At 69.1% G+C, this 24,471-nt stretch carries 19 protein-coding genes; 9 read left to right on the top strand and 10 right to left on the bottom strand.

The window, feature by feature from the left end; all coding sequences use genetic code 11:
- Positions 1–275: 275 nt before the first annotated feature.
- Positions 276–2,504, bottom strand: a complete 2,229-nt coding sequence (locus ACFVH0_RS31790) for a PQQ-binding-like beta-propeller repeat protein (protein ID WP_385825862.1) — start codon at positions 2,502–2,504, stop codon at positions 276–278.
- Between the two features lie 101 nt (positions 2,505–2,605).
- On the opposite strand from ACFVH0_RS31790, the gene ACFVH0_RS31785 reads away from it, so the two are divergent.
- The 4 genes from ACFVH0_RS31785 to ACFVH0_RS31770 all read left to right on the top strand — a co-directional run bounded on the left by ACFVH0_RS31785 (position 2,606) and on the right by ACFVH0_RS31770 (position 5,828).
- A complete protein-coding gene (locus ACFVH0_RS31785) occupies positions 2,606–2,779 on the top strand; it encodes a hypothetical protein (protein WP_385825860.1) in 174 nt (57 codons plus the stop codon).
- 385 nt (positions 2,780–3,164) lie between these two features.
- Entirely contained in the window at positions 3,165–3,632 is a 468-nt protein-coding gene (locus ACFVH0_RS31780; protein ID WP_385825858.1) for a GNAT family N-acetyltransferase, read from the top strand.
- Between the two features lie 104 nt (positions 3,633–3,736).
- Complete coding sequence (locus tag ACFVH0_RS31775; protein WP_385825856.1) at positions 3,737–4,915, top strand: cytochrome P450; 1,179 nt, start codon at positions 3,737–3,739, stop codon at positions 4,913–4,915.
- Positions 4,916–5,234: 319 nt separating this feature from the next.
- The gene (locus tag ACFVH0_RS31770) at positions 5,235–5,828 is read left to right on the top strand and encodes a TetR/AcrR family transcriptional regulator (RefSeq protein ID WP_385825854.1); all 594 of its coding nucleotides are present in this window, start codon (positions 5,235–5,237) and stop codon (positions 5,826–5,828) included.
- A gap of 1 nt (position 5,829) precedes the next feature.
- On the opposite strand, the gene ACFVH0_RS31765 is transcribed toward ACFVH0_RS31770, so the two are convergent.
- Entirely contained in the window at positions 5,830–7,875 is a 2,046-nt protein-coding gene (locus ACFVH0_RS31765; RefSeq protein WP_385825852.1) for a discoidin domain-containing protein, read from the bottom strand.
- Between the two features lie 297 nt (positions 7,876–8,172).
- Here ACFVH0_RS31765 and ACFVH0_RS31760 point away from each other — a divergent pair, with 297 nt between their 5' ends.
- The 4 genes from ACFVH0_RS31760 to ACFVH0_RS31745 all read left to right on the top strand — a co-directional run bounded on the left by ACFVH0_RS31760 (position 8,173) and on the right by ACFVH0_RS31745 (position 14,405).
- A complete protein-coding gene (locus tag ACFVH0_RS31760) occupies positions 8,173–10,224 on the top strand; it encodes a phosphocholine-specific phospholipase C (protein ID WP_385825850.1) in 2,052 nt (683 codons plus the stop codon).
- 479 nt (positions 10,225–10,703) lie between these two features.
- Complete coding sequence (locus tag ACFVH0_RS31755; RefSeq protein ID WP_385825848.1) at positions 10,704–12,116, top strand: family 2B encapsulin nanocompartment shell protein; 1,413 nt, start codon at positions 10,704–10,706, stop codon at positions 12,114–12,116.
- Between the two features lie 104 nt (positions 12,117–12,220).
- Positions 12,221–13,507, top strand: coding sequence for a family 2 encapsulin nanocompartment cargo protein terpene cyclase (locus ACFVH0_RS31750; protein ID WP_385825846.1), 1,287 nt, complete (start codon positions 12,221–12,223; stop codon positions 13,505–13,507).
- Positions 13,508–13,523: 16 nt separating this feature from the next.
- Positions 13,524–14,405: a geranyl diphosphate 2-C-methyltransferase gene (locus tag ACFVH0_RS31745; RefSeq protein WP_385825930.1), complete on the top strand. Its 882-nt coding sequence runs from the start codon at positions 13,524–13,526 to the stop codon at positions 14,403–14,405.
- 134 nt (positions 14,406–14,539) lie between these two features.
- Here ACFVH0_RS31745 and ACFVH0_RS31740 read toward each other — a convergent pair whose 3' ends face one another.
- Positions 14,540–15,253 (bottom strand): chitinase, encoded by a 714-nt coding sequence (locus tag ACFVH0_RS31740; protein ID WP_385825844.1) that lies wholly within the window; start codon positions 15,251–15,253, stop codon positions 14,540–14,542.
- A 239-nt stretch (positions 15,254–15,492) separates the two neighbouring features.
- On the opposite strand from ACFVH0_RS31740, the gene ACFVH0_RS31735 reads away from it, so the two are divergent.
- Positions 15,493–16,041: an NUDIX hydrolase gene (locus tag ACFVH0_RS31735; RefSeq protein ID WP_385825842.1), complete on the top strand. Its 549-nt coding sequence runs from the start codon at positions 15,493–15,495 to the stop codon at positions 16,039–16,041.
- 106 nt (positions 16,042–16,147) lie between these two features.
- Here the strand turns inward: ACFVH0_RS31735 and ACFVH0_RS31730 are convergent, their stop codons facing one another.
- The 7 genes from ACFVH0_RS31730 to ACFVH0_RS31700 form a co-directional block, all read right to left on the bottom strand.
- Entirely contained in the window at positions 16,148–17,569 is a 1,422-nt protein-coding gene (locus ACFVH0_RS31730) for an FAD-dependent monooxygenase (protein ID WP_385825841.1), read from the bottom strand.
- Positions 17,566–18,693 carry a 2-oxo acid dehydrogenase subunit E2 gene (locus tag ACFVH0_RS31725; RefSeq protein ID WP_385825839.1) on the bottom strand — a complete coding sequence of 376 codons (1,128 nt, stop codon included), beginning with the start codon at positions 18,691–18,693 and terminating at the stop codon, positions 17,566–17,568. Before ACFVH0_RS31725 ends, ACFVH0_RS31730 begins: the two co-directional genes overlap by 4 nt.
- Entirely contained in the window at positions 18,686–19,684 is a 999-nt protein-coding gene (locus tag ACFVH0_RS31720) for an alpha-ketoacid dehydrogenase subunit beta (RefSeq protein ID WP_385825837.1), read from the bottom strand. The genes ACFVH0_RS31725 and ACFVH0_RS31720 overlap by 8 nt, the downstream gene beginning before the upstream one ends.
- A complete protein-coding gene (locus ACFVH0_RS31715) occupies positions 19,681–20,607 on the bottom strand; it encodes a thiamine pyrophosphate-dependent dehydrogenase E1 component subunit alpha (protein WP_385825835.1) in 927 nt (308 codons plus the stop codon). The genes ACFVH0_RS31720 and ACFVH0_RS31715 overlap by 4 nt, the downstream gene beginning before the upstream one ends.
- Positions 20,604–20,834 (bottom strand): acyl carrier protein, encoded by a 231-nt coding sequence (locus ACFVH0_RS31710; protein ID WP_385825833.1) that lies wholly within the window; start codon positions 20,832–20,834, stop codon positions 20,604–20,606. Before ACFVH0_RS31710 ends, ACFVH0_RS31715 begins: the two co-directional genes overlap by 4 nt.
- A 1-nt stretch (position 20,835) precedes the next feature.
- On the bottom strand, positions 20,836–21,900 hold the full coding sequence (locus ACFVH0_RS31705; RefSeq protein WP_385825831.1) for a 3-oxoacyl-ACP synthase III family protein: 1,065 nt from the start codon (positions 21,898–21,900) through the stop codon (positions 20,836–20,838).
- A gap of 68 nt (positions 21,901–21,968) precedes the next feature.
- Positions 21,969–24,471 (bottom strand): type I polyketide synthase (locus ACFVH0_RS31700; protein WP_385825829.1); only part of this gene is annotated, 2,503 nt, incomplete at its 5' end.

Here is a 24,471-nt window from a genome sequence, read left to right as displayed (position 1 = left end):
ATCCACCGTCGACGACTGGGCAGGGGCCCGCCACGGGGCGCCGGCGCCCTCGCGCGGACGAGGAGGGTCGCGCCAGGCGCGCACCTCGCACCGGACTGCTTCTCCTGACCGAACCTGATGGAGCGGTGGTTCACCCCGAGCTCACGCGGAAGAAGTCCGGGCGCGCGGCGTCGCACTCGCCCGAGACGCGAACTCGCTGCGCAGGCGCCCCAGCGAGCCGCTGGAGTGTCCGCGCAGCGAGGAAGGCAGGTCGACGGCGGCCGGTGCCGCCGGCGTCAGCCCGACTTCGGCGGGTTCTGCGCGTCGAAGGCGAAGAGAGTGTTCTTGGCCGCGGCCACGATCACCACCCGCCCCGCGACGGTCACGCGCGGGCTCGCGCCCTGCTCGCCGGTCAGGCCGTCGGCCTGCGGATCTGTCGTCCACAGGGGTTTGCCGTCGTGCGGCGACAGCGCGACCACCCGGCCGGTGGCCGAGCTGAAATACAGCGCGCCGGCTCCTGCCACGGGCCCCGACGCGCCCTCCACGCCTGTCTGCCGGGACCACTTCTCCCGGCCGTTCGCGGGGTCCAGCGCCGCGAGGAGACCCGTCTGCCCGCTCACATAGAGGGTGCCGTCCGCCATTCCGGGCGTCCCCGTGTATGTCTTGGCCAGCCGGGAATACGTGACCTTCCGCGAGGCCGGGTCGACCCGCGCCACTCCGTCGTAGCCGGCCAGCGCCGTTCCCTCCATGTGCTCCTGAAGGAGTACGAGCCTGCCGTCGGCCACGCCCATCGCAACGGCGGGGCCGTCGACCGCGATGGGCCTGCCCAGTGTCCCCGAGGCGCGGTCGACCGGGTACAGGGCGGGGTGCTGCACCGCCGAGTCGTCCACCTCCGTGTTCGTCGCGCACATCGCGAGGAGCTGCGGGCCCACCAGGACGGGAGCGCACTGCGTGCCCGCCGGGAACGGCGTCTTCCAGGCAACCCTGCCGCTGTGCGCGTCCCGGGCCTCGAAGCGGGAGTTGAAGGCATCGACCGTCACGACGGCTGAGCCGACCACAACGGCGTCCTGAGTGCGACCGGTCACGGCCCTCGACTGGGCGCCGGACGGCACGGACCACAGCTCCCGGCCGGTGTTCGCGTCGATGGCCACCACCTCGCTGAGCGGGTCCTGCGGGGCGTCCTGGGCCGCGAAGCGGTAACCGAGCACCGTGTCGTCGGTGGCGCCCACCAGGTGCATGCCCTGGACGGGGACGCCCGGACTCTTCGCCGTCCACGCCCGGGAGCCGTCCAAGGCGCTGATACGGGTCGCGACAACGCCGCCGCCCCCGCAGAACAGCGCGTCGCCGCGTGCGACGCAACGCAGCTCGTCGGGGGTGTCCTCGCTACCGCCCGGCACAGTCTTGCGCCACGGCCGGAAGCCGTCCGGAAGTGCGGAACCCGGCTCCGCGACACTGCTGTCCCTGTCACCGCTGTTCGCTCCGAAGCCGCCCGCCGTCAGCGCGGCGACTCCCCCGCCGATCGCCGCCACCGCGACAGCGGCCGCGAGCACGGGGCGCCAGCGGCGACGCAGCCGGCGGCCGATGGGGGCTCTCGTGCTCCCCGTATCGGGTCCGGCCGAGGCATTCGGCGCCGGAGTGGCCGGTGTCGCGAAGTGGTGCTGGGTGATCATGTCGCGGGTGCGGCCCGCGCCCACCCCGTTCGCGTCGGTCCCGCCGAGATCGGCCGGCAGGTCCCGCAGCAGCACGAGGAGTTCGTCCGCCGAGGGGCGCCCCTCGGGCTCCTTGGCCAGGCACGACTCGACGACCACACGCAAGGCCGTCGGCACGGCACCCAGCGACGGCTCGTCGTGCACCACCTGATACGCGGTGATGTACGGGCTGTCCGCGTCGAAGGGCCCGTGGCCCGTCGCCGCGTACACCAGCAGCGTCCCCAGCGAGAAGACATCGGACCGCGGCCCCACGCCGCGCGGCGCCTGCAACTGCTCCGGTGACATGAAGGGGGGCGTACCGATGACCCGCCCCGTCATCGTCAGCGTCTGCTGGTCCACGGCTCGCGAGATGCCGAAGTCGATGACGCGCGGGCCCTCGGGCGAGAGCACGACGTTCGAGGGCTTCAGGTCACGGTGGACGACACCCACCCGGTGGATGTCGCGCAACGCCTCCGCCAGCCCGATCGCGAGCCTCTTCAGCTCCGCTCCGTTCAGCGGGCCTTCCGCCGAGATGCGCTGGGAGAGCGTCTGCCCCTCGATGTAGGTCGTCGCCATCCACGGCTGTTCGGCCTCAGGGGCGGCGTCGACCACGGCGGCGGTGAAGGCGCCGCTCACCCGCCTCGCCGCCGCCACCTCCTGGCGGAAGCGGATGCGGAACTCGTCGTCCCCCGCGAACTGCTGGTGGATCAGTTTGATCGCGACGGGCCGCCCCGAGCTCGTACGGGCCAGAAAGACCGTGCCCATGCCACCCGAGCCGAGCCGTGCCTCAAGCGGATAACCGCCGATCTCGGCTGGATCACCTCCGCGCAGCGACACTCTTCCCGACCTCCCGTCCCCCGTGCACCTCTGCCGCCACGGGCCTGCGTACCTGTCCTGCACACAAACTAGCCGCAGGGCGGTACGGCAGAGTAAAGCGGGTGACGAACAGGGAACCCAGGGCCGCTCCCGTGCCGCACCCGGCGAAGCCCCGCCGACCCGGAGCCGGCCCGGCCCCGGCCATGGCGGCGGTTCAGGACATCACCGACGCCGAGGACCGCGAGCACGCCGCGTGCGCCGTCAGGGCATTCACCGGACAGTGCGGGACGGAGTGACACAAAGCTGTGCACGAAGGTCACGGCCGATGAGCGCGAGCTCCTGGGAGCCATCCGCCAACCACGAACCCGATCGAGTCGTTCCCGCGCGACCGCGCGGCTTCACCCAAAAGGTCACCCGGGGGCGGACGCCCACGTGACGGAACCCGCTGTCCACCCCACCGTTCCCCACGCGTCGACTGCACGCTCACCGGACTCGGCACGACAGTGGAATCCGTTGTGGCCCTCGGAGAACGGGCCGCCGCGTACCGCCACGAGAGCGACGACAACCGACGCCGCTACGACGCCGGGCAGGCCAGAAGTACCTTCCTCGTTTGACCATTTACCGGATGACCCGTTCGATGAGCCGTCAGGTTCGCCGCCACCCCGAGGAGCCACCACCGAGATGATCCACCTGCGCGAAGTACGTGACAGTGACCTGCCCACCTTCCGGGAGCACCTGTCCGACCCTGCGGCGCAGCGCGTCGCCGCCGTGACCAGGGACTACCACTACGACAGGGAAGCCTTCGACAGCCACTGGACGAGGATCCGTTCCGATCCCGCTGTCCTGATGCGTACGGTGCTTGCCGACGGCGAGGTGGTCGGCCATGCCGCGGTGTACGGACCGCCGGACGAACGGGAGGTCACGTACTGGATAGGCCGAGCGCACTGGGGTCGCGGATTCGCGACGGCGGCGCTCACGGAACTGGTCGATCTCGTCGGTACCAGGCCGTTGTACGCACATGCAGCAGCCGACAACGCGGGCTCGATCCGTGTACTGGAGAAGTGCGGCTTCGCCGTCACCGGGCACGGCAAAGGCTTCGCCCGGGCGCGCGACGGCGAGATCGACGAAGTGCTTCTCACCCTGAGCTGACGGACGCCCGCGCGCACCGTGTTGCGCGTGCCGCCGACGACGGCCGACCACCAGCACCAGCACCAGCACCAGCACCAGCACCAGCACCAGCAGGAGGCTGACGCATGACCGACCCGACGCAGGACGCCCGCTTTCTGCAGGACCCCTATCCCACTTACGCGGCCATGCGGTCCACGAGCCCGGTGCTGCCGGTGTCCAGCGGCTCCGGTGGACACACCGGCTATCTCGTCACCGGCTACGCCGAAGCCAGGGAAGCCCTCTGCGACGCCCGGCTCTCGAAGGACACGGCCGTCTTCTTCGCGGACAAGGGGTCACGACGTCGTCTGCACCCCGCGGTGGCTCACACCATGCTGGCCAGCGACCCTCCCCAGCACACCCGGCTGCGCAAGTCCGTGACCAAGGCGTTCACGACGGGGGCCGTCGCGGAGCTTCGTCCGTTCATCGCCCGGGTCACCGACGAGCTGCTGAATCAGTGGCCCGTCGGTGAGCGCGTCGACTTCGTGGCCGGCCTGGCTGTTCCGCTGCCCGTCATCGTGATCTGCGAGCTGCTCGGAGTGCCGGAGGGCGACCGGCCCGACGTCCGACGCTGGTCCGGAGAACTGTTCGCGGCCGGGAGGCCCGACATCATCGATACAGCCTCGCATGCCATGGCCGACTACATGACCGGTCTCATCGCCGCCAAGCGCCAACACCCCGGCGGCGCTCTCCTCGACCGGCTCATCGCGGCTCGCGACGGTGACGACTGCCTGAGCGAGGAGGAACTGGTCTCGCTGGCGGTACTGCTGCTCGTCGCCGGGCACGAGACCACCACCAACTTCCTCTCCAATGCCGTCCTCGCGCTGCTCCAGCACCCTGACGAGCTGAACCACCTCCGGGAGAACCCGGACAGGATCCCGGCCGCGCTGGACGAGCTGCTCCGCTTCGATTCCCCCGTCAGCACCGCCACCTTCCGGTTCACCACGGAGCCCGTCACGCTCGGCAGCACTGACATCCCCGCCGGTGTCCCGGTGCTGATCGGCCTCGGAGCCGCCAACCGCGACCCGGAACGATTCCCGTCACCCGACCGACTCGACCTGGACCGGGACACCGCCGCCCAGCTCGGCTTCGGCCACGGCATCCACCGCTGCGTCGGCGCTCCCCTGGCCAGGGCCGAGGTGGAGATCGCCCTGCGAGCAGTCCTGACTCGGTTTCCCGGTATCCGGCTTGCCGAACAGCCCGAGCAACTGCGCCGACGTCACACCCGGCTGGTTCGCGGTCCGGAATCGCTGCCGATCCTCACTTGAGGATATCGGGGTGCTCAGACGTCGAACGACATGCCCGGCGGACTGCCCGCGCACGCTTCTGCGAGCAGCGTCTCACCACCGCCTCGCTCCCCGGCTCACAGTCCCATGCGGGCGGGCACCTCTACCGGCGAGTTCACCCGCGCCCGTACCGAGGCATCGGGCAGGGTTCGGAATGAAGTTCGTTGTGATTCCCGGCGGTTGTGCGCTGCACCGGCAGGATCTGTCGGGCGCCCGATGACCTGGGGGCCGCATGGCCCCGCAGCCCGCTGCCGCGTACCCCCCGCGGCGTATGCTTGCGCCGGTCAGGGGAGGAGGCGCCATGGGGCGGATGCCGTCGGCGCAGCGGCGCAGGCAACTGGTCGAGGCCGCGATCCGGGTGATGGCCCGCGACGGCGTCGCGAAGACCACGACGCGGTCCGTCGTGGCGGAGGCGGGTGTCTCACTGAGCGTTTTCCACTACTGCTTCGACTCCAAGCAGGAGTTGCTCGAAGCGGTGATGGACACCATCTCCGAGCACTCCGAGTCGGATGTCCTCAGCACGCTCGTCCGCAGGCCCACCCTGCGCGAGACGATCCGCGCCGGGCTCCAGGCGTACTGGGACCATGTGCTGGCCAATCCCGGCGAGCACATGCTGACGTACGAACTCACCCAGTACGCCCTGCGGGAGCCCGGCTACGAACATCTCGCCCGGCGGCAGTACGAGCGCTATCGCACGGCACACACCAAGGTGATCCGTCAGCTCCCCTCGGTCCTCGGGGTGGAGCTGACGGTGCCCGAGCCCGCGGCCGCCAGGTATCTGGCCGCGCTGACCGACGGGCTCACCCTCAACTTCCTCGTGCTGGGCGACGAGGAGAAGGCGGGCGACGTGCTGGACATCGTCGCGGACCAGATCCTGACGTTGGTGCGGGAGTAGCTCAGCGGCTGTACACCGCTGCCTCGTTGATCGAGTAGCCGTACTTGGTGGCCCGCGTCACGCCGTGGATACGGACGTACCGCGCCTGCACCGGGCTGAACACCGCGTTGTCCAGGCCTCCGTCCCCGCTGTCCGTGGACCACACGGTCCGCCACGTGGTCCCGTCGTCCGAGACCTCGATCCGGTAGGCCCGCGCATATGCCTGTTCCCAGTCCAGGGAGACCTTGCCGACCGTACGGGAGCCGCCCAGATCGAGTCGCAGCCACTGGTCGTCCGACCAGCCGCTCGCCCACCTGGTGCCGGTGTCGCCGTCCACGGCCTTCCCGGCGGCGTAGCTGGTGATCGGGTTCCACTCCGTTTCACTCGCGCTCGCCGCGACGCCGGCGGCGAGGTTGGGTGCGGGCTCGTGGAGTTCGGTCGCCTTCCAGGTGCGGAGGTAGGACTCCGCGCCGCCGAGCAGGTCCTGCACGGTGTCCTTGCCGCCGCTGAGCCGGATCTGCTCGATCCAGTCGGGCACCATCCCGACTTGGGCCGCACCGTCGGTGTTGAAGTCCCAGGTGCGCTGTCCGGTCTGCTGACGGTCGATGACGGAACCGCCGTCGGCGCTGCGGAAGGGGTACTTGACCGCGTTGGGGGCGGTGGGTCCGACCGGTCCCGGCCAGCCGCCGACGCCGTTCATGTCGGTGCCGTAGCCGACTCCGACGCCGTACTTCTGGCGCAGCGGCCTGGTGGCGGCGGTTTCCTTGGCGAAGCTTTCGGCGCTGGACATGTACGAGGCCTTGAAGCCGCCGAGGCGGTAGACGCGCTCCAGCCAGCCGTCGTCCATCCAGCTGTGGCTGGACAGCACGCCGGGGTAGTTCGCCGACTCCAGCAGATCCAGGGCGCGACCGGCCGCCTTGACGCTCATGTGGTCGGCCTCGAACATCATGTTGCGCTTCATCAGCCCCTTGACGGCGTACTCGCCGAGGCGGGTCAGCCCACGGGTGTTGCACTGCGCGTTGCTGTCGTACGTGGGCACCGTGGTGCCGGCCGGCAGCAGCTTGGTCACCTCGGCCGGGGCGGCCGCGTTACCGGCGGGGTTGTCGTGCTGCGGGCCGCTGCACTTCTCCGTGCTCCAGAAGGTGCCGGTGGAGAGGAACTGGCCGATGTTCACGGCCGTTCCGATGGCGCCTGAGTCCATCCGCACCCCGCACAGGGCGTTGTCGAACTTGTGGCACAGGAACATGCTGCGCACACCGAGCTTGTACAGCTCGTCCAGACCACTGTCGATGTCGGCCCTACTGCACTGAGGTACGTCGAGGATCTGCTTGCAGCCGAAGGGCTCCGAGGTCTCGACGCCGAGCACCACGGCGAGCTTGCCGTCCGCGACGACCTGGCGGGCCTGGGTGGAGTCGGTGACGATACGGAAGAAGCCCTTACCGGCTCCGCCGTAGATCTTGTCGATGTAGTCCTGCATCTCGTAGGTCTTGCGGGCTTCGAGACGGATGGCGTCCATCTCGTTGCAGCCGCGGTCCCTGACGTAGATCGAGCACAACAGGCCGTTGGTGACCAGGTCGTTGACCAGGATCCGCTGCCCGCCGCGCCAGGCGCGCTCCAGCCACGCGTAGTAATTCTGCTGGTGGCTCAGGGAGTTGTGGGCGGGCCAGGACTTGAACGACGGCCAGCCCACCGGGTCGTGGTGACCGTCCGAGCCACCGGTGACGTTCTCGAAGAGGGCGAGCGAGCCGTCGGGATAGTGCTCGGGGCAGTCCGCGAGGGCGTCGGCGATGCCCGCTTCGGAGAACGGCTTGCCGCAGATGATGCGGCCGCCGAATCCCTCGTTGGACATCACGTGATTGTGCGCGTCGACGAAGCCACGGACCCGGCCCTGGCTGTCCGTGCCACGGAAGGGTTCGCCGGTGACGTTGATCTGGGAGTCGGCGGAGGGCCGCGCCATGGGCTCCCACCAGGGGGTGTCGGCGCCTACGGCGGGCGGGGAGCCCACACCGAGAGCCAGCAGGAGGGTGACGACGACGGCAAACAGTCCACGTCTGCGGAGAAGGGTCATCCGGGCTACCTTCGCTGTCCGGGATGGGCACGCGCTAACTTACTCGCGCGTAGGTCCCGTCGAGAATGGCGCGGCCCTGACAATGAGTCAAGAGTCCGGGACAGGTGACCTATTTGACACTCCGTCAGTTCTACCGACCGAAGAAGACCCTCCCGGGACGGCCCTCACACCAGCCGCCCACATTTTGCCCGACCGTCACCTCGGCCCACTTTCCTCAAGTCCGGGTCCTCTTGAATACTCCGTCTGCCCCTCTTCAAGGACGGACATCACCGACACAACAGGAGGACCCCCGCAGCCATGACCGAAATCAATCGGCGTCGCTTCCTTCAAATCGCCGGAGCCACCACAGGGTTCGCCGCCCTCTCCGGCTCCATCGACCGCGCCGCGGCCATTCCCGCGGCGCGGCGCAGCGGAACCGTCCAGGACATCGAGCACATCGTCGTCCTTATGCAGGAGAACCGTTCCTTCGACCATTACTTCGGGTCGATGAAGGGCGTCAGGGGCTTCGGAGACCCCCGCCCGGTGACACTGCCCAGCGGCAAACCGGTATGGCACCAGACAGGCGGCGGCAAGGAAACCCTGCCCTACCACCCGGACGCCGCCGACCTGGGCATGCAGTTCATCGCGGGCCTGGACCACGACTGGGCCGGCGGCCACAGCGCGTTCAACAAAGGCAAGTACGACAACTGGATCCCCGCCAAAGGCACCGGCACCATGGCGTACCTGACACGGGACGACATCCCGTTCCACTACGCCCTCGCCGACAAATTCACCATCTGCGACGACTACCACTGCTCGTTCATCGGTGCGACCGACCCGAACCGCTACTACATGCTCTCCGGACACGTCGGCAACGACGGCACCGGAGGCGGCCCGGTCCTCGGCAACCAGGAAGCGGGCTACGGCTGGACGACGTACGCCGAACGCCTTGAGAAGGCAGGCATCTCCTGGAAGGTGTACCAGGACATCGGCGACGGCCTCGACGCGGCCGGCGGCTGGGGCTGGATCGACGACGCGTACCGCGGCAACTACGGCGACAACTCCCTGCTGTACTTCAACAACTACCGCAACGCCAAGCCCGGCGAGCCCCTGTTCGAAAAGGCCCGCACCGGCACGAACGCCAAGGCAGGAGACGGATACTTCGATATCCTCAAAGCCGACGTCAAGGCCGCCAGGCTGCCGCAGATCTCCTGGATCGCCGCCCCCGAGGCATTCTCCGAGCACCCCAACTGGCCTGCGAACTATGGCGCTTGGTACATATCGCATGTCCTTGACGCACTCACCTCGAATCCTGATGTTTGGAGCAGGACCGCCCTGTTCATCACATACGACGAGAACGACGGCTACTTCGACCACGTCGTGCCGCCCTATCCGCCGGCCTCCGCCGACCAGGGCCTGTCCACCGTCGACACCACGCTCGACCACTACAAGGGCAGCATTGGATACGCCGCAGGTCCCTACGGCCTCGGACAGCGCGTCCCGATGATCGTCGTCTCACCTTGGTCCACCGGCGGATACGTCTGCTCCGAGACCTTCGACCACACCTCGATCCTGCGCTTCATGGAGAACCGGTTCGGAGTGAAGGAAACCAACATCTCACCATGGCGGCGTGCCATCTGCGGTGACCTCACATCCGCCTTCGACTTCTCCCTCAAGATCACGGACCCGGCCGACCTGCCGGACACCGCGGGCTACACCCCGCCGGACCGCGACCGCCACAACAGCTACGTGCCGAAGCCACCCGCCCAGGGCGCGCTGCCCCGGCAGGAGGCCGGGGCGCGGCCGAGCCGCCCGCTCTCCTACGACCCCTACGTCGACGGGGCCGCGGACCTCACCACCGGCAAGTACAAGCTGACGTTCAGCGCGGGGGACCGGGCGGGCGCCGCCTTCCAGGTGCGCTCACAGAAGCGCACCGACGGCCCGTGGACGTACACGGCGGCAGCCGGGAAGCCCGTTTCCGACAGCTGGAACTCGGTTTACTCCGGCGGAAAATACGACCTCGCGGTCCACGGTCCCAACGGTTTCCTGCGCACCTTCGGGGGCAACAACAAATCCGCCGAGCCGGAGGTGACGGCACGCCACGACGCCGGCAACCTGAAGCTCACCCTGACCAACCCATCGACCGCTGACGCGCACCTCACGGTGACCAACGCGTACGGCGGCGAGCGCCAGACCTACACGGTCCGTGCCGGCGCCACCGTCGTGCAGAGCTTCGACCTGCGCGCCACCAAACGCTGGTACGACCTGACGGTCGTCGTCGAGGGCAACGCCGGATACCTGCGGCGCCTGGCCGGGCACGTCGAGAACGGTCAGGCCGGTGTGAGCGACCCGGGCATCGCGACCGTGTGAGACCTGCCGCACCACCCGGCGGTCGAAGAGGCACACACTCGGAGAATTGCAGGGCACCGGCGTGACGTGCCGGAGTTCACCGAGATCCTGGACACACACACCAGCAAGCACATCGGCAGGAAAACCCTGCCCGGTCGGGCGGGCTCCCTCATGGGAGGCCACCCGGCCGGGCGGCCGTCGAGCGCCCGCCGTCCGGCGGGGTCAACAAGTCGCTCCGGCTGCGGTGATCGGGGCCCCGGCAACCCGACCCGCTCTCCCCGTCAGGGGCCGAACCCCGTCAATACTTCAGACAAACATTGCGCGGGCGCGATCATCGTATCGAGTTAATGTCGGCGACTTTCCTTGGTCCAGAGGGCGAAGCGGCCATTAGTGTTCCCCTGGATCTGGACGGATTCCAGTGCACATAACCCCTTTTCCTCCTGTTGCCCGGCGACGTCCACATACGCGCGTCGCCGCCCTCACCAAGGAGAACCTGCCCGATGAGTCTTGACTTGAGCCCGGAGGCGCAACTGGTGTTGCCCCGGCAATCCAGCCTGGGCACCGCGGCCGCCCGTAACCTCGCCACCACGACCAAATCCGCCCCGCAGATGCAGGAGATCACCTCTCGCTGGCTGCTGCGGATGCTCCCCTGGGTGGAGACCCAGGGTGGCGTCTACCGGGTGAACCGTCGCCTGGCCTACACAGTCGGCGACGGTACCGTGGAGTTCGTCCAGGAGGGCACCCACGTCAGAGTGATCCCCCGTGAGCTCGGTGAACTGGCCCTGCTGCGCGGCTTCGACGACGTGGAGGTACTGACGGCAATCGCCGATCGGTGCGTCCAACGCGACTTCCGGCAGGGCGAGACGCTGGTCGAGCGCGGGACGCCCGCGGACAAGCTCCACCTGATCGCCCACGGCCGTATCGACCAGACCTCGGTCGGAAGTTACGGCGACGAGGTCGCCCTGGACGTACTCGCCGACGGCGACCGGTTCGGAGAGCACGCCCTCCTGGACGAGGACGCCCGGTGGGAGCACACCGCCACCGCCGCGACCTCGGGCACACTGCTCACGCTGTCACGCGCCGACTTCGCGGCCGTGCTGTCCACAGCGCCGACCCTCCGGGACCACCTCGAAGAGTTCTCATCGCTTTCCCACCGGCGGCAGAACCACCGCGGTGAAGCGGAGATCGCGATGTCGGCCGGCCACATCGGCGAGCAGGAGCTGCCGGGCGCTTTCGTCGACTACGAACTGAACCCGCGCGAGTACGAACTCTCGGTCGCCCAGACCATCCTGCGGATCCACACGAGGGTCGCCGACCTCTACAACGGGCCGATGAACCAGACCGAGGAGCAACTCAGGCTCACCATCGAGGCGCTGCGCGAGCGCCAGGAGCACGAGCTGATCAACAACCGGGAGTTCGGCCTGCTCCACAACGCCGACTTCAAGCAGCGCATCCAGACACACTCCGGGCCGCCGACCCCGGACGACATGGACGAGCTGCTCTGCCGACGCCGGGGAACCAAGTTCTTCCTCGCGCACCCCCGGACGATCGCGGCGATCGGGCGCGGGTTCAACTCATACGGCATCTACCCGGACCACGTCGATCTCGGCGGCCAGCAGGTCCCGGCCTGGCGAGGGGTTCCGATCCTCCCGTGCAACAAGATCCCCGTCACCAAGGAAAAGACCAGCTCGATCCTCGCCATGCGTACCGGCGAGGAGAACCAGGGCGTCATCGGTCTGCACCAGACCGGACTGCCGGACGAGTACGAACCGGGTCTGTCGGTCCGCTTCATGGGCCTCGACGAAAAGGCGATCACGTCCTACCTCGTGAGTACCTACTACTCCGCCGCCATCCTCGTGCCGGACGCGGTCGGCGTGCTGGAGAACGTACAGATCGCCCGCCGGCCCAACTAGCGGCCGAGCCCGAGAGGCTCAGTGCGACACCCAGGACGCTCACGGGAAGTCGCGCATGCCCGAAGAGCTTCGGGACAGCCGCCCACCCCACCGAGGAGCCATGGATGCCCGCGCCTGAGCTGCCACCGCCACAGTCGAGCCTGCCAGAGGCCACTTCCCACTTCGGAGCGCACGTACTCGCTGCCGCGGCGGCCCGCGCCTGCGACATCAAGGCCGCCACCGGCGGCCCACCTTCCGCGCCTTCCTTGCCCGCTCCGCCTCCCCTCGACGCCCCGGGAGCCGGCGTGCCGGCACCGGGCATCGGCCTGGACCGGATCTTGCGCGGCCCCACCGGCCTGGGCACGGCGGGCCTGCGACTGTTCCTGCGGGAGGAGCCGCCGGCGCCTTCGGTCCCGCCGGTGGATACGGCGGAAGGCACACCGGTCCCGGGCCTCTACTACCACCCGGTTCCCGAACCCGACCCGGTGCGGGTCGAGGAGGTCAGCCGGAGGATCAAGTCCTGGGCCCTGGACGAGGTCGCCCTGTATCCCGAGGACTGGGAGGAGGAGTTCGACGGCTTCTCCGTGGGCCGCTACATGGTCGCCTGTCATCCGGACGCACCCACCATCGATCATCTGATGGTCGCCACACGCCTGATGGTGGCCGAGAACGCGGTGGACGACTGCTACTGCGAGGACCACGGGGGCTCGCCCATCGGCCTGGGCGAACGCCTTCTGCTTGCGCACACCGCCCTCGACCCCCTGCACACGACCAAGGAGTACCAGCCGCAATGGGCGAAGTCGCTCCACGCGGACGCGCCTCGGCGCGCCTACCGCTCTGCCATGGAGCACTTCGTCCGGGCGGCCGGCCCGTCCCAGGCGGACCGGCTCCGGCACGACATGGCCCGGTTGCACATGGGGTACCTCGCCGAAGCCGCCTGGGCACAGCTGGGCCACGTCCCGGAGGTGTGGGAGTACCTGGCGATGCGCCAGTTCAACAACTTCCGCCCCTGCCCGACCATCACCGACACCGTCGGCGGCTACGAACTGCCGGCGGATCTGCACGCCCAGGCCGCCATGCAGAAGGTCATCGCACTCGCGGGCAACGCGACGACCATCGTGAACGACCTGTACTCGTACACCAAAGAACTCGATTCACCGGGCCGGCATCTGAACCTGCCCGTCGTGATCGCCGAGCGTGAGGGCCTCTCCGACCGGGACGCCTATCTGAAGTCGGTCGAGGTCCACAACGACCTCATGCACGACTTCGAGACCGAAGCCTCAGCCCTGGCCGCCGCCTGCCCCGCCCCGAATGTGCAGCGCTTCCTGCGGGGCGTCGCCGCATGGGTCGACGGCAACCACTACTGGCACCGATCCAACACCTATCGCTACAGCCTGCCCGACTTCTGGTAGGAGAATGGACTCATCCGTGATCAACACCGAGCTCACCGCCACCGCCACCGCCCTGCGCAACCCCCGTCCGGCGACGCCCTACCAGAAGGACATCGCCCGCTACTGGGATGGAGAGGCCAGGCCCGTGAACCTGCGTCTCGGCGATGTCGACGGCCTCTACCACCACCACTACGGCATCGGTGAGATCGACCACGCGGCACTCGGCCACGCCGAGGACAGCGAGAGCGAGAAGAAGCTGATCGCCGAGCTCCACCGACTGGAGTCGGCGCAGGCGGAGCTCCTGCTGGGGCACCTGGGCGACATCGGTCGTGACGACACTCTGGTGGACGCCGGCTGTGGCCGCGGCGGCTCGATGGTGATGGCGCACCAGCGCTTCGGTTGCAAGGTCGAAGGTGTCACGCTGTCGGGCAAGCAAGCCGACTTCGCCAACGGCCGTGCCCGTGAACTCGGCTTCCAGGACCACGTCCGCGCCCGGGTCTGCAACATGCTCGGCATGCCCTTCGAGACCGGGTCGACCGCGGCGTCGTGGAACAACGAGTCGAGCATGTACGTCGACCTGCACGATCTCTTCGCCGAGCATTCCCGCGTCCTCACGGTCGGCGGTCGCTACGTGACCATTACCGGCTGCTGGAATCCGCGGTACGGCCAGCCCTCGAAGTGGGTCTCGCAGATCAACGCGCACTTCGAGTGCAACATCCACTCGCGCCGCGAGTACCTGCGCGCCATGGCCGACAATCGCCTCGTGCCGCAGGCCGTCGTCGACCTCACCCCCGACACCCTGCCCTACTGGGAGCTACGGGCCACGTCTTCGCTGGTCACGGGAATTGAAGACGCGTTCATCAACTCCTACAAGGACGGGTCCTTCCAGTACCTCCTCATCGCGGCCGACCGCGTCTGACCTGCTGCTGACCGGGGCCCGGGCACGCGCATGAGCGGCACGTCCGGGCCGGCGTCAGCCGTGCCGGGTGGGGTGGGGTGGGGTGGGGTGGGAAGCTGTCGCGCTCGGCTTTCCACCCCACGCCGGTCAGCCCCTCAGCAGGAGAGGTTGCCGCCGCCGACGTCGGTGCCCAGGACGGAGACGAACTGCTTGTACAGGTTGATCCGGTCGTTGCGCTCGTCCGGGTTCTTGCCGTCGCACTCCAGGGCGCCGTTGATGCTGCGGATGGTCTCGCCGAAGCCCTTGTCGTTGACGATGGCGTCGTGCGGGGTCATCGTCCCGGCGCCCGACTGTGTGTTCCAGAACCAGAGTCCGGTCTTCCAGGCAACAGCCGGATCCCTCTCCACCCGATACGGGTCGTTCAGCAGGTCGAGGTTCAGGGCGTCGCCGGCGGCCTTGTAGTTGAAGTTCCAGCTCAGCTGCATCGGCCCGCGCCCGTAGTACGCCGCCTGTCCGGCCGGGCAGCCATAGGGCTGTGAAGCGTCGCAGTAGTGCGGATAGTTGGCGGTGTTCTGCTCGACGACGTACCTCAGCCCGCCCGTCTCGTGGCTGACGTTGGCGAGGAAGGCCGCCGCCTCGCGCTTGCGGGTGGCGTCGCTGCCCGCACCCGCGAACTGCGGGTATGCACTCAGGGCGTCGACCAGGCCGCCGTAGGTGTAGAAGGAATTCCGGCTCGGGAACATCTGGTTGAACTGGCCCTCACCGACCACGAAGGAATCGGCGGTGGCCGGTGCCGTCTGGCCGGCCAAGGAGAGGGTGCCCAGAACAGCGGCCGAGGCCAGCATGGACAGGGTGCGGGAGAGCTTCATCGTTCCTCGGTTCGGTGGTTGGCAGGTGTGTGTTCCGAGTTGCAGAGCAACGGGATCATCGTGATCGCCAACTCCGAGGAAGAGTGCCCGAAAGAACCGAAACCACCCACTCGGATCACGTTTGGTCAGTCGGCTGATGAGCATTCACTCCAAGGTGAGTTCCGTTCGGCCCCGGCTGATGGCGATCGCGTACCACCATCTCGACACCTCAGACACCACCAGGAAGAGGCCCTCGCCCCGTGACACACCAGAACCACACCCGCACCACGGCAGTCCCCGGCACGTCGGGCGAGCCGGCCCGGCCCTGGATGCCCCGCCAGGAGTGGGTCAGGACCCAGCCCCGGACGCTCATCGCCTCGTGCGGCCTGTTCCTCGACCAGCGACGCCGCATGCTCATGCTGCGCTACTCCCCCACCGAACCCGGTGGCGGAACGTGGTGGCTGCCGGGCGGAATGCTCGACCACGGCGAAGACCCGCAGAGCGCCGTACGGCGGGAGATGTACGAGGAGACCGGGATCGAGCTGACGTCCGCCCCGACGCTGATCGGCTACGACCACCGAGCCGATGTCGGCGGCACCGGACCCGTCGTCGACTTCTTCTGGTACGGCGGCGTCATCAGCGGCCCGGTCCGTCTGAGTCCGGAGCACGACCGGCACGCGTTCATCGGACTGGACGACCTCCCGAACACATCGCTCACCGCGCACGCACACACGCTGACTGCCCTGCACCGGGCTGCTACGACCGGCACCGTCGTCTGCCTGCGGGAAGGCTTTCCCCATCGGGCCTGACGGGTCGTCCATGCGGTGCCGGCCGAGGCGCCGATCGCGGTCGGGACAACCGCCGGAGACACCCGGCATGGGCGCTTCCGCACGGAAGCGCCCATGCCGTTGTGTTTCAGCCGAACCAAGTCTTGACGGCGAGCCGCATCCCTTCGGGGGCGCCGGCCCAGGCGACATGGCCGTCCGGCCGGATGAGCACCGTCGGGGCGTCGAGTTCCTCGTTCGGCGCGGCGTCCACCACATCGACCTGGTCGGTCGGCACGGTCACCGGTGCGCCGGTCATGTTCAGCACCACGCCGCGACCGGAGTGCATCAGCCCGGACACCGCTTTCGGTCCGTCCGCGGTCTCGACCGTCACCTCGGGGATCCGGGTGCCGGTCAACGGGTGGTCTCCCGGCATCGGGTATCGGATTTCCGTCAGCATCCGGACCAGATGGCGTGTGACGTCCGGGAGTTGCAGCAAGTCGGACATCACCTCCCGCAGCGGCTCGACCTGGTCGAGCGGGTGCATCAGGGCGACCTGTGCCTGGGCCCGACGGCAGGCGAGGCGGCCGACCGGGTGCCGCTCCTCGTGGTAGGTGTCCAACATGGACTCCGGGGCGCGGCCGGCGGCTACCGCGGCCAGCTTCCAGCCGAGGTTCACCGCGTCCTGGATGCCGGTGTTGAGCCCGTCCCCCGCCGACGGCGGGTGGGCGTGCGCCGCGTCACCCGCGACGAGCACCCTGCCGTGCCGGTAGTGCCGCGCCAGCCGGGTGGGGTAGCCGTAGCGGGTCATCCACACGGGATCCTGTAGGTCCGGCGCCTTCCCGGTGATCCGTTCGACGCTGGCGCGTACCTCTTCGACGGTGACCGGGACGTCCTCGCCCTGCGGTTCACCGGTGAACTCGACGGTCATCACCCTGATCTCGCCCGGCTTGAGCGGCAGCACACCGAACTGGCCCTGCTGGAAGAGACCGACGTCGAACTGGTCGTTCTTGCCCTCGAACACCGGTACGTCCGCGAGCACGCCGTAGTACGAGGGCGCGAGCACCTCGAACTCGAACCCGGCCGCGTCGGCCACCCGGCCGGCCGGGCCGTCGCAGGCGACGAGGTAGGCAGACCTGATATCCGTACCGTCGGCCAGGCGCACGGTGACGCCGTCGTCGTCCTGCTCGACGCCGACGACCTCGGCACCCCTGCGGAGCTCGACGCCGAGTTCCGTCGCGCGATCGGCGAGGCGTGCCTCGGTGACCGCCTGAGGCACTATGAAGTAGTGGTCCTCCGGCAGTTCGGTCAGGTCCAGGTAGAACAGTCCGAAGTGGGTTCTGGGCCAGAGCGGTGTGCTGTCGTCGACGAACCGGTCGGCCAGTCCGCGTGCCCGCAGCGCTTCGAGCGACCGGGGGTGCAGCACCATGCCGCCCGATGACCGGCCGCGTTCAGCCCTGCGTTCGAGCACCGTGGTCGGTACTCCCGCAAGGGCCAACTCGCAGGCGAGCATCAGGCCGACCGGTCCGGCGCCGGCGATCGTCACCGGGCCGGTCGTCCTTGTCTCGGTCACAGCTCACTTCCCGTCTTCTCCAGAGATTCCTTGATCGCGCGGAGGAACAGCACCGCGTCGCGCCCGTTGATCACCCGGTGGTCGTAGGCCAGCCCGATGTGTGCGACCAGCGCGATCCGCGCGCCGCCGGTGTCAGTACCGCTGTCCGCGCCGGGGACGAGTTCGGGCCGGGCGCCGCCGAGCGCCAGCGCGCAGACCTGGCCCGGGAACACGATCGGTACGGCGACGGTGACGTCCTCGTCGTTGTGCAGCGTCACCGCGATCGTGCCGCCCGTCAGGTCCTGCTCGCGGAAGGCACCACGCAACGCCTTGTTCCGGAACTCACCTACCGAGGTTGCGATCTCCTCCAGCCCCATGGTGTGTGCGTCGCGCACGACGGGCACGTACAGGCCCTTGCCGATGTCGATGGTCACTCCGACGTGCGCACCGTCGGCGATCGACACCGTGCGCTCGTCCACGAGAGAGGCGAAGAACATCGGGAAGCGCTCGCGCAGGCCGGCGACGGCCATGATGAGGAACTCGGGCACCCCGACGAGCTTGCGCCACTCGCCGGTCAACGACCGCGCCTTGTCGACCACACCGCCGACCTCGACCCGGATCACCGTGTACGCGGAGGGAATGCTCTGGTGCGAGAGCGTCACCGTCCGTGCGACGGCCTGCTGTCCCGCCGGCAGAGTCACGGTGTTCCGGTCTGCTGCGGACTGTGCGGTCAGCCGCTCGACGTCGCTGCGCCGGACGACCTTCACGCCGAGCGTGCGGGTCAGTTCGGGGTCGATGCCCAGCTCCGCCAGCAATTGCCGGGCCGGGGCGGTGATCACCGGGCCGCCGTTCGTGCTCGACGCCGCCGCCTTCGCATTCTCCGCCGGTGCGGCCGGCTCGGCGCGTGGCGTCCCTGCCGGGACCACTCTGCCGATCAGGTCGCCGGGCCGGCATTCGGCGCCTGCGGGCACCAGGTGGTGCAGCACGCCGCCCGCGTCGCTGACCAGGTCCTCGGCGGCCTTGGACGTCTCGATGGTGGCCACGTCGTCGTCCGCGCCGATCGGCTGCTCGTCGCCGACGAGCCATTCGAGCAGGACGTAGGAGTCGTCGTTGTTGTTCAGCTTGGGCACACGGATCTCAGCCACGGACGGCCTCCACGACGGCGCGGCGGATCCCCGTGTCCTGAAGGAGGACCTCGGCCTCCAGGTGTGGCGCGGTGGGGATGATGCTGTCGGCGGAGTGCGCGAGGACGACGGGGCCGTTCAGGCTCTTCCACAGCCGGCGGTGCAGCCGGTGCGCGACCTCGGCACCCCATGTGCCGTCGGCCGTGCTCTCCTCAGCGACCACGATCGCACGGGTGCCGCGCAGCACCGGCAACAGGGGTTCGACGTCGAACGGGTGCAGCTTGGCCGGCACCAGGACCATGCACGTGATCTCCTCGTCGAGCAGGAGCGACCTGGCTGCGGCCAGTGCGCGGTGCACCACACCGCCCGGCGCGATCACCACGCAGTCGTAGTTGTCCTGGTCCTCGACGAACACCCTGGCCACGTCCGGTGTGAGCAGGTCGTAGGAGAACAGGTCGTCCACCGTGGAGTCGGTGAACAGGCGCTGGGTGTAGAGCACTTTGTCCTCGAACACGATCGCGGGCTCCGCCGCGTCGATGATGCGCTCGAACAGACGGCGGTTGTCGTGCAGTGGCGTCAGCTCGTACAGCGAGAGCCCGGGCAGGCCGATGAAGTGCTTCTGCAGGCTCTGGCTGTGCGTCGGACCGTACCCGCGGCCGCCGCCGGTCGGGCAGCGCACGATCAGTGGCATCGGGCGCCTGTGCCCGTACATGGACACCGACTTGCTGGCGAAGTTGGCGATCTGGTCGAACGCGAGCGCGACGAAGTCACCGAACATGATCTCCACGATCGCCGGTGCGCCGGCGAGGGCCAGCCCGGCACCGACACCGACGATTCCGCCCTCGCTCAGCGGCGTGGCCAGCACGCGGTCGGGCCACTTGGTGGACAGTCCCCTGGTGACCTTGAACGCGCCACCGTACGGGTCCACGACGTCCTCGCCGAGCAGCATGAGGTCCTGGTTCGCGGCGAACAGATCGTGCAGGGCGTGATTGAGGTTCTCGGCGACTCTCACGGTATCCACCTGCTCGGCGGCAGTGCGGCGACCTCGTCCGCCACGGCGTCGACCAGCTCACGCGCGGCGTCGTCGAACCGCCGGAACTGCTCGACGTGGCCGACCGGGTAGCGCTGGTACCAGTCGTGGTCCACGGCGGCCCGGCGTTCCGCCTCCGGCCGCGCGTCGTCGCCCTTGCTGTGCGGCCCGACGCGGTGGGTGATCAACTCCACCACCAGTGGCCGGTTGCGCCGCCGCACCCGGTCGACGGCCGGTGCCAGCTCCTCGCGGAGCACATTGACGTCGGTGGACTCGCTGCGCACGTGGTCGGCGCCGAACGCCGCGGCTCGCGCTCCGATGCTGCCGGCCAGTTGTACGGACGTCGGGGTCGACTGCGCGATCCCGTTGTGTTCGACCACGACCAGCAGTGGCAGCTCCCACAGCCGCGCCATGTTCAGCGCCTCGTAGACGGCACCTTCGCCCCAGGTCCCGTCACCGATGTACGCGCACGCCAGCGCGCCCGGCTCGGTGCGCTTGAGCCGCAGCGCGACGCCGGCGGCGACGGGCAGGCTCTGCCCCTGCACACCGGTGGAGAGGTAGCGGTCACGCAGGATGTGCTGGCTGCCGCCGACACCCGAGCACACCGCGCCGTCACGGCCCATGATCTCGGCGAGCAGGCCGCGCGGGTCCTCGTGCCGTGCCAGGTAGTGACCGTGACCGCGGTGATTGCTGAACACGTGGTCGCGCTCGTCGAACAGTCCTCGCATCGCTACGGGGACGTACTCCTGGCCGAGGCAGGTGTGGGTGGTGCCGTTCAGGCTGCCCTGGGCGAACAGGTCGAGCAGCTTCCACTCGAAGTGCCGGATGGTCAGCATCAGGAACAGGTCGTCGTCGTCCAGGGCCGACAGATATGGCCCGGCCGGGGCCGTGACTGTCTCCGTCATGTACGCGTCCCTTCCTGTGCGGCGATCTCCGCGGCGACCTCGCGCAGCGTCGTCGGCCCCAGGAAGGTCTCCAGCGGGAGGTCCACCCCCAACTCCTTCTGCACGTGCAGGATCAGCTCGACGAGTTTGACCGACTCCATGCCGATGTCGGCCAGGTTGTCGTCCGGTCCCGGCTCGGTGCCGAACACGGTCAGCCAGATCTGTGCCAGCTGCGCGACGGGTTGCATTTCAGATGCCTTCCAGGTCGTCCTGCAGGTCACTGCCCGGCATCTCGACCGCGTAAGATGCTTCGATCCACTTGCTTGCCTCGACGCTGAGCCCGACCGCGCGGTCACCTGGTTCGAGCAGCGGCAGCAGCCGTTCGAGTTGGAAGAACGGAAGGGCGTTGGCCGTGTTGCCGATCTCGGTGACCCGGCTGACGACCTTCGCCCCGTCCATGTCCAGGGCGTCGACCACACGCTTGGTCATCCGGCCGGACAGCTGCGGCGGCAGGAGGTAGTCGATCTCGGTCCGCTTCCACTCCAGCCGGTCGAGCAGATCGGCGAGCGCCCGATTGGCCATCGGCCCGGCCGACTGCTCGACGCCCTTGAAGTCCTCGCTGACCGGGAGCTCGTCGGGGATCCGCTCCGCCGGGCCGTACCAGGGAATGACCTGACCGGGTTCGCGTCCGAGTCCGACGAGTTTGCACGACACGTGCCGCAGTACGGGACCGCCTTCGCCCGGCCTGGTGTCGAGCACGGCGGCGCCCGCGCCGTCGCCGAACAGCATGGCGTTCACCTGCACTTCGGGCGGGGCGTCGGCGAGATTCAGATCGAGGTCGAGGTGGTGGGCGCTGGTGTCGGCGCCGAGGACGAGCGCGGTGCGGCACCGGCCGCCGGCGAGCGCCTGGGCGGCGACGTCGAGTGCCTGAAGTGCACCCGTGCAGCCGGACTGCATCTGGTACGCCGGAACCCCGTCGATGCCGAGCCGGTCGGCGACGAGGCAGGCGGTGGACGGCATGAGCAGGTCGGGGGTGGCGGTGCCGAGCACGACCAGGTCGATGTCCGCACCGGTGAGACCCGCGGCGGTCAGCGCCCGCCGTCCCGCCGTCTCGCACAGGTCGGTCAGCGAGTACCGCACCTCACCGGTCTCCAGGTTCCTGGCGAAGTGCCGAGTGTCGGTGCCGACGAAGGCGTCGATCCACTGCTCCCACACCGCCGGCATGCCGAACCGTCGCACCAGCGTCGCGTTGTCGACCGGAGGGCCGGGCAGCGCCGTCCCGACCGCGACAACGCGGATGTCGTGGGTGTCCATGTGCGTCCTTCCTCAGACGGGTTCACCGTCATGGTGGTCAGCGATGCTTAGCGGTCGCTTAAGAAGCGCTACGGTCGCAACTCCCTGTCGAGGAGCTCGAAGATCTCCTCGTCCTCCGCGGTCGCGAGGTCGGTGGTGTCCGGCTCGCGGAGGGCGTCCAGGACTCCGCGAAGGCGTTTGGCCACGGCCGTTCGCGTCTCACCGGCCGCGTCGACGACAAGCTGCTCCAGCGCGCGGAACACACTGTCGTGTGCGGTGAGGGGGTCGGGGCGTTCCGGCTCGCTGCTGAGGTGGCGGGCCAGCCCGGCGGGGGTGGGATGGTCGAACACGAGCGTCGTTGCCAGCTGCATCCCGGTGGCCGAGATGAGCCGCTCCCGCAGCTCCAGTGCGGTGAGCGAGTCGAAGCCGAGATCCATCAGGCCGCGTTCCGCATCGATCGTGCCGTGGATGCCGAGCACCTCGGTGATGGTCCTGCGCACCAGGGCCAACGCGAGCGCCTGCCGCTCCTCGGGATCCCGGCCGACGAGGGTGTGCGTCCATGCCAAAGGCTTCGATTGCCGTGCCCTTGTCCGTACGACCTCGCCGAACACGGACGGGGGTGCCTCGGCGTTGGAGTTCAGCGTGGTCGGGATCAGGACGGCGGCGCCGGATCCGACCGCCGCGTCGAACAGGGTGAGACCGGTCTCGGCGGACATCGGCACGATACCGAGTCGGGCCATCCTGGCGCGGTCCGTTTCGGAGAGGGTCGCACCGAGACCGTCACCGGACCACAGCCCCCACGCCAGCGATGTGGCCGGGCGGCAGTTGGCCAGGCGGTGGCAGGCCAGGGCGTCGAGGAAGGAGTTGGCCGCGGCGTAATTGGCCTGGCCGGCGTTCCCGATCGTGCCGGCGACGGACGAGAAGAGGATGAAGGCGGACAGGTTACCCGCGAGCTCGTGCAGATGCACCGCTCCGTCCACCTTCGACCGCCACACCGCGTCGAGCCGCTCAGGGCTCAGCTCGGTCACCGTGGCATCGTCCAGAACAGCCGCCGCGTGCACGACCGCGGTCGGCCGGTGCTCGTCGAGCAGCGCGGCGACGGCATCGCGGTCGGCGATGTCGCACACCGCCGCCCTGACCCGCGCACCGGACGCGGTCAGCTCGCCGAGCAGCGCGTGGGGCATTTCCCGTCGCCCGACGAGAAGCAGGTCACGCACACCGTGGTCGGCCACCAGGTGCCGGGCCAGTCGCTGCCCGAGCACCCCGCCCGCGCCGGTGACGAGCACCGGTCCGGTGCCGAAGTCGGCCTCCCCCGGCTCGGGTGCCGTGCGGACGACCCTGGGGCGCAGCACCCGCCCATCCCGCAGCGCGACCTCCGCCTCACCGGTGGCGATCGCCGCGGTCAGGATCTCCTCGGACGCGGGCGTGCCGTCGGTGTCCACGAGTACGAACCGGCCGGGATGCTCGGTGCGCGCGGTCCTGACCAGCCCCCAGACCGGTGCCTGCCACAGGTTGGGGACGTCCTCGCCGGGCAGGGCGGCCACCGCCCTGCGGGTGATCACGGTGAGGGTCCGGCCGTGGTCGGCCGCGATCCATTCCTGAACCGCCGCCAGTACCCCGGCGGTCGTCTCCCGGGTGTTGCCGGACACGGTGAGCACGTCTTCCGGCGAGCCGCCGGCCGGGCGAACCGGGAGCTCGGCCCAGTCGAGCCGATGCAGCGAGCGGAGGTGGTCGGTGGCGAACGTGGCCGGCCTGGTCACCAACTCCTCTACGACCAGCACCGGTTCGCCGTCAGGGTTGCAGATCGTGATCCGGTTGGCCGGGTCGATGTGCACCCGCAGCGTCGTGCCGGCCGGCCTGAACAGGCGGACACCCCGCCACGCGAACGGCACTACGACCTGACCGGTGGTCTGATCACCGGTGAGGGCGAGTACGTGCAGCGCGGCGTCGAACAGAGCCGGGTGAATGTCGTAGCCGTCGTTCGGCACCGGCAGCTCGACCTCGGCGAACCGGTCGTCGCCGCGCCGCCACGCACGTCGCAGCGCCTGGAAGGACGGGCCGTAGTCGAGACCGCGCTCGGCCAGCTCCTGGTAGGCGTCCTGGATGTCGAGCTCGGGTGCGTCCGGCGGCCAGACCGGCGGCGTGACCTCGACGGTCCGCTCGGAGAGCCTGCCGGTGGCGTGCCGGGTCCAGTCCTCCCCCTGCCGGGCGTGGATGGCGACGGCGTCACCGTCGACCGTCACCTCGACCTCGGCCTCGGCCGTGTCGTCGACGACGAGCGGTGCTTCGTGGGTCAGTTCCTCCACGGTTCGGCCGGCGCGCATGGCGAGGTCGAGCAGGGCCGTTGCCGGAACGAGTGGTGTGCCGTTGATCGTGTGCTCGGCGAGCCACGGGTGCTCGCGTGCACCGAACCTTCCGGTGTGAACGGTGTGGCCGGTGGAGAGGTGGACCGTGGTGGTGATGAGGGGGTGGGATCCGGTGGTGGTCTTGCGGGTGGGGTTGAGCCAGTGGCGTTGGTGTTGGAAGGGGTAGGTGGGGAGTTCGGTGTGTGGGGTGTGGGGGTGGGTGTGGGTGTGTGGGGTGTGGGGTTGG

Source organism: Streptomyces sp. NPDC127117 (assembly GCF_042677325.1).
Classification (GTDB): Bacteria; Actinomycetota; Actinomycetes; order Streptomycetales; family Streptomycetaceae; genus Streptomyces.
Note: the sequence above shows the minus strand (reverse complement) of the source record. Positions and strands in the feature narration are given on the sequence as shown.

What these genes read in the sequence shown, in the direction of transcription:
- ACFVH0_RS31780 (WP_385825858.1), top strand. Translation starts at nt 3,165, where the DNA reads ATGATCCACCTGCGCGAAGTACGTGACAGTGACCTGCCCACCTTCCGG.
- ACFVH0_RS31775 (WP_385825856.1), top strand. Translation starts at nt 3,737, where the DNA reads ATGACCGACCCGACGCAGGACGCCCGCTTTCTGCAGGACCCCTATCCC.
- ACFVH0_RS31770 (WP_385825854.1), top strand. Translation starts at nt 5,235, where the DNA reads ATGGGGCGGATGCCGTCGGCGCAGCGGCGCAGGCAACTGGTCGAGGCC.
- ACFVH0_RS31765 (WP_385825852.1), bottom strand. Translation starts at nt 7,875, where the DNA reads ATGACCCTTCTCCGCAGACGTGGACTGTTTGCCGTCGTCGTCACCCTC.
- ACFVH0_RS31760 (WP_385825850.1), top strand. Translation starts at nt 8,173, where the DNA reads ATGACCGAAATCAATCGGCGTCGCTTCCTTCAAATCGCCGGAGCCACC.
- ACFVH0_RS31755 (WP_385825848.1), top strand. Translation starts at nt 10,704, where the DNA reads ATGAGTCTTGACTTGAGCCCGGAGGCGCAACTGGTGTTGCCCCGGCAA.
- ACFVH0_RS31750 (WP_385825846.1), top strand. Translation starts at nt 12,221, where the DNA reads ATGCCCGCGCCTGAGCTGCCACCGCCACAGTCGAGCCTGCCAGAGGCC.
- ACFVH0_RS31740 (WP_385825844.1), bottom strand. Translation starts at nt 15,253, where the DNA reads ATGAAGCTCTCCCGCACCCTGTCCATGCTGGCCTCGGCCGCTGTTCTG.
- ACFVH0_RS31715 (WP_385825835.1), bottom strand. Translation starts at nt 20,607, where the DNA reads ATGACGGAGACAGTCACGGCCCCGGCCGGGCCATATCTGTCGGCCCTG.
- ACFVH0_RS31710 (WP_385825833.1), bottom strand. Translation starts at nt 20,834, where the DNA reads ATGCAACCCGTCGCGCAGCTGGCACAGATCTGGCTGACCGTGTTCGGC.
- ACFVH0_RS31705 (WP_385825831.1), bottom strand. Translation starts at nt 21,900, where the DNA reads ATGGACACCCACGACATCCGCGTTGTCGCGGTCGGGACGGCGCTGCCC.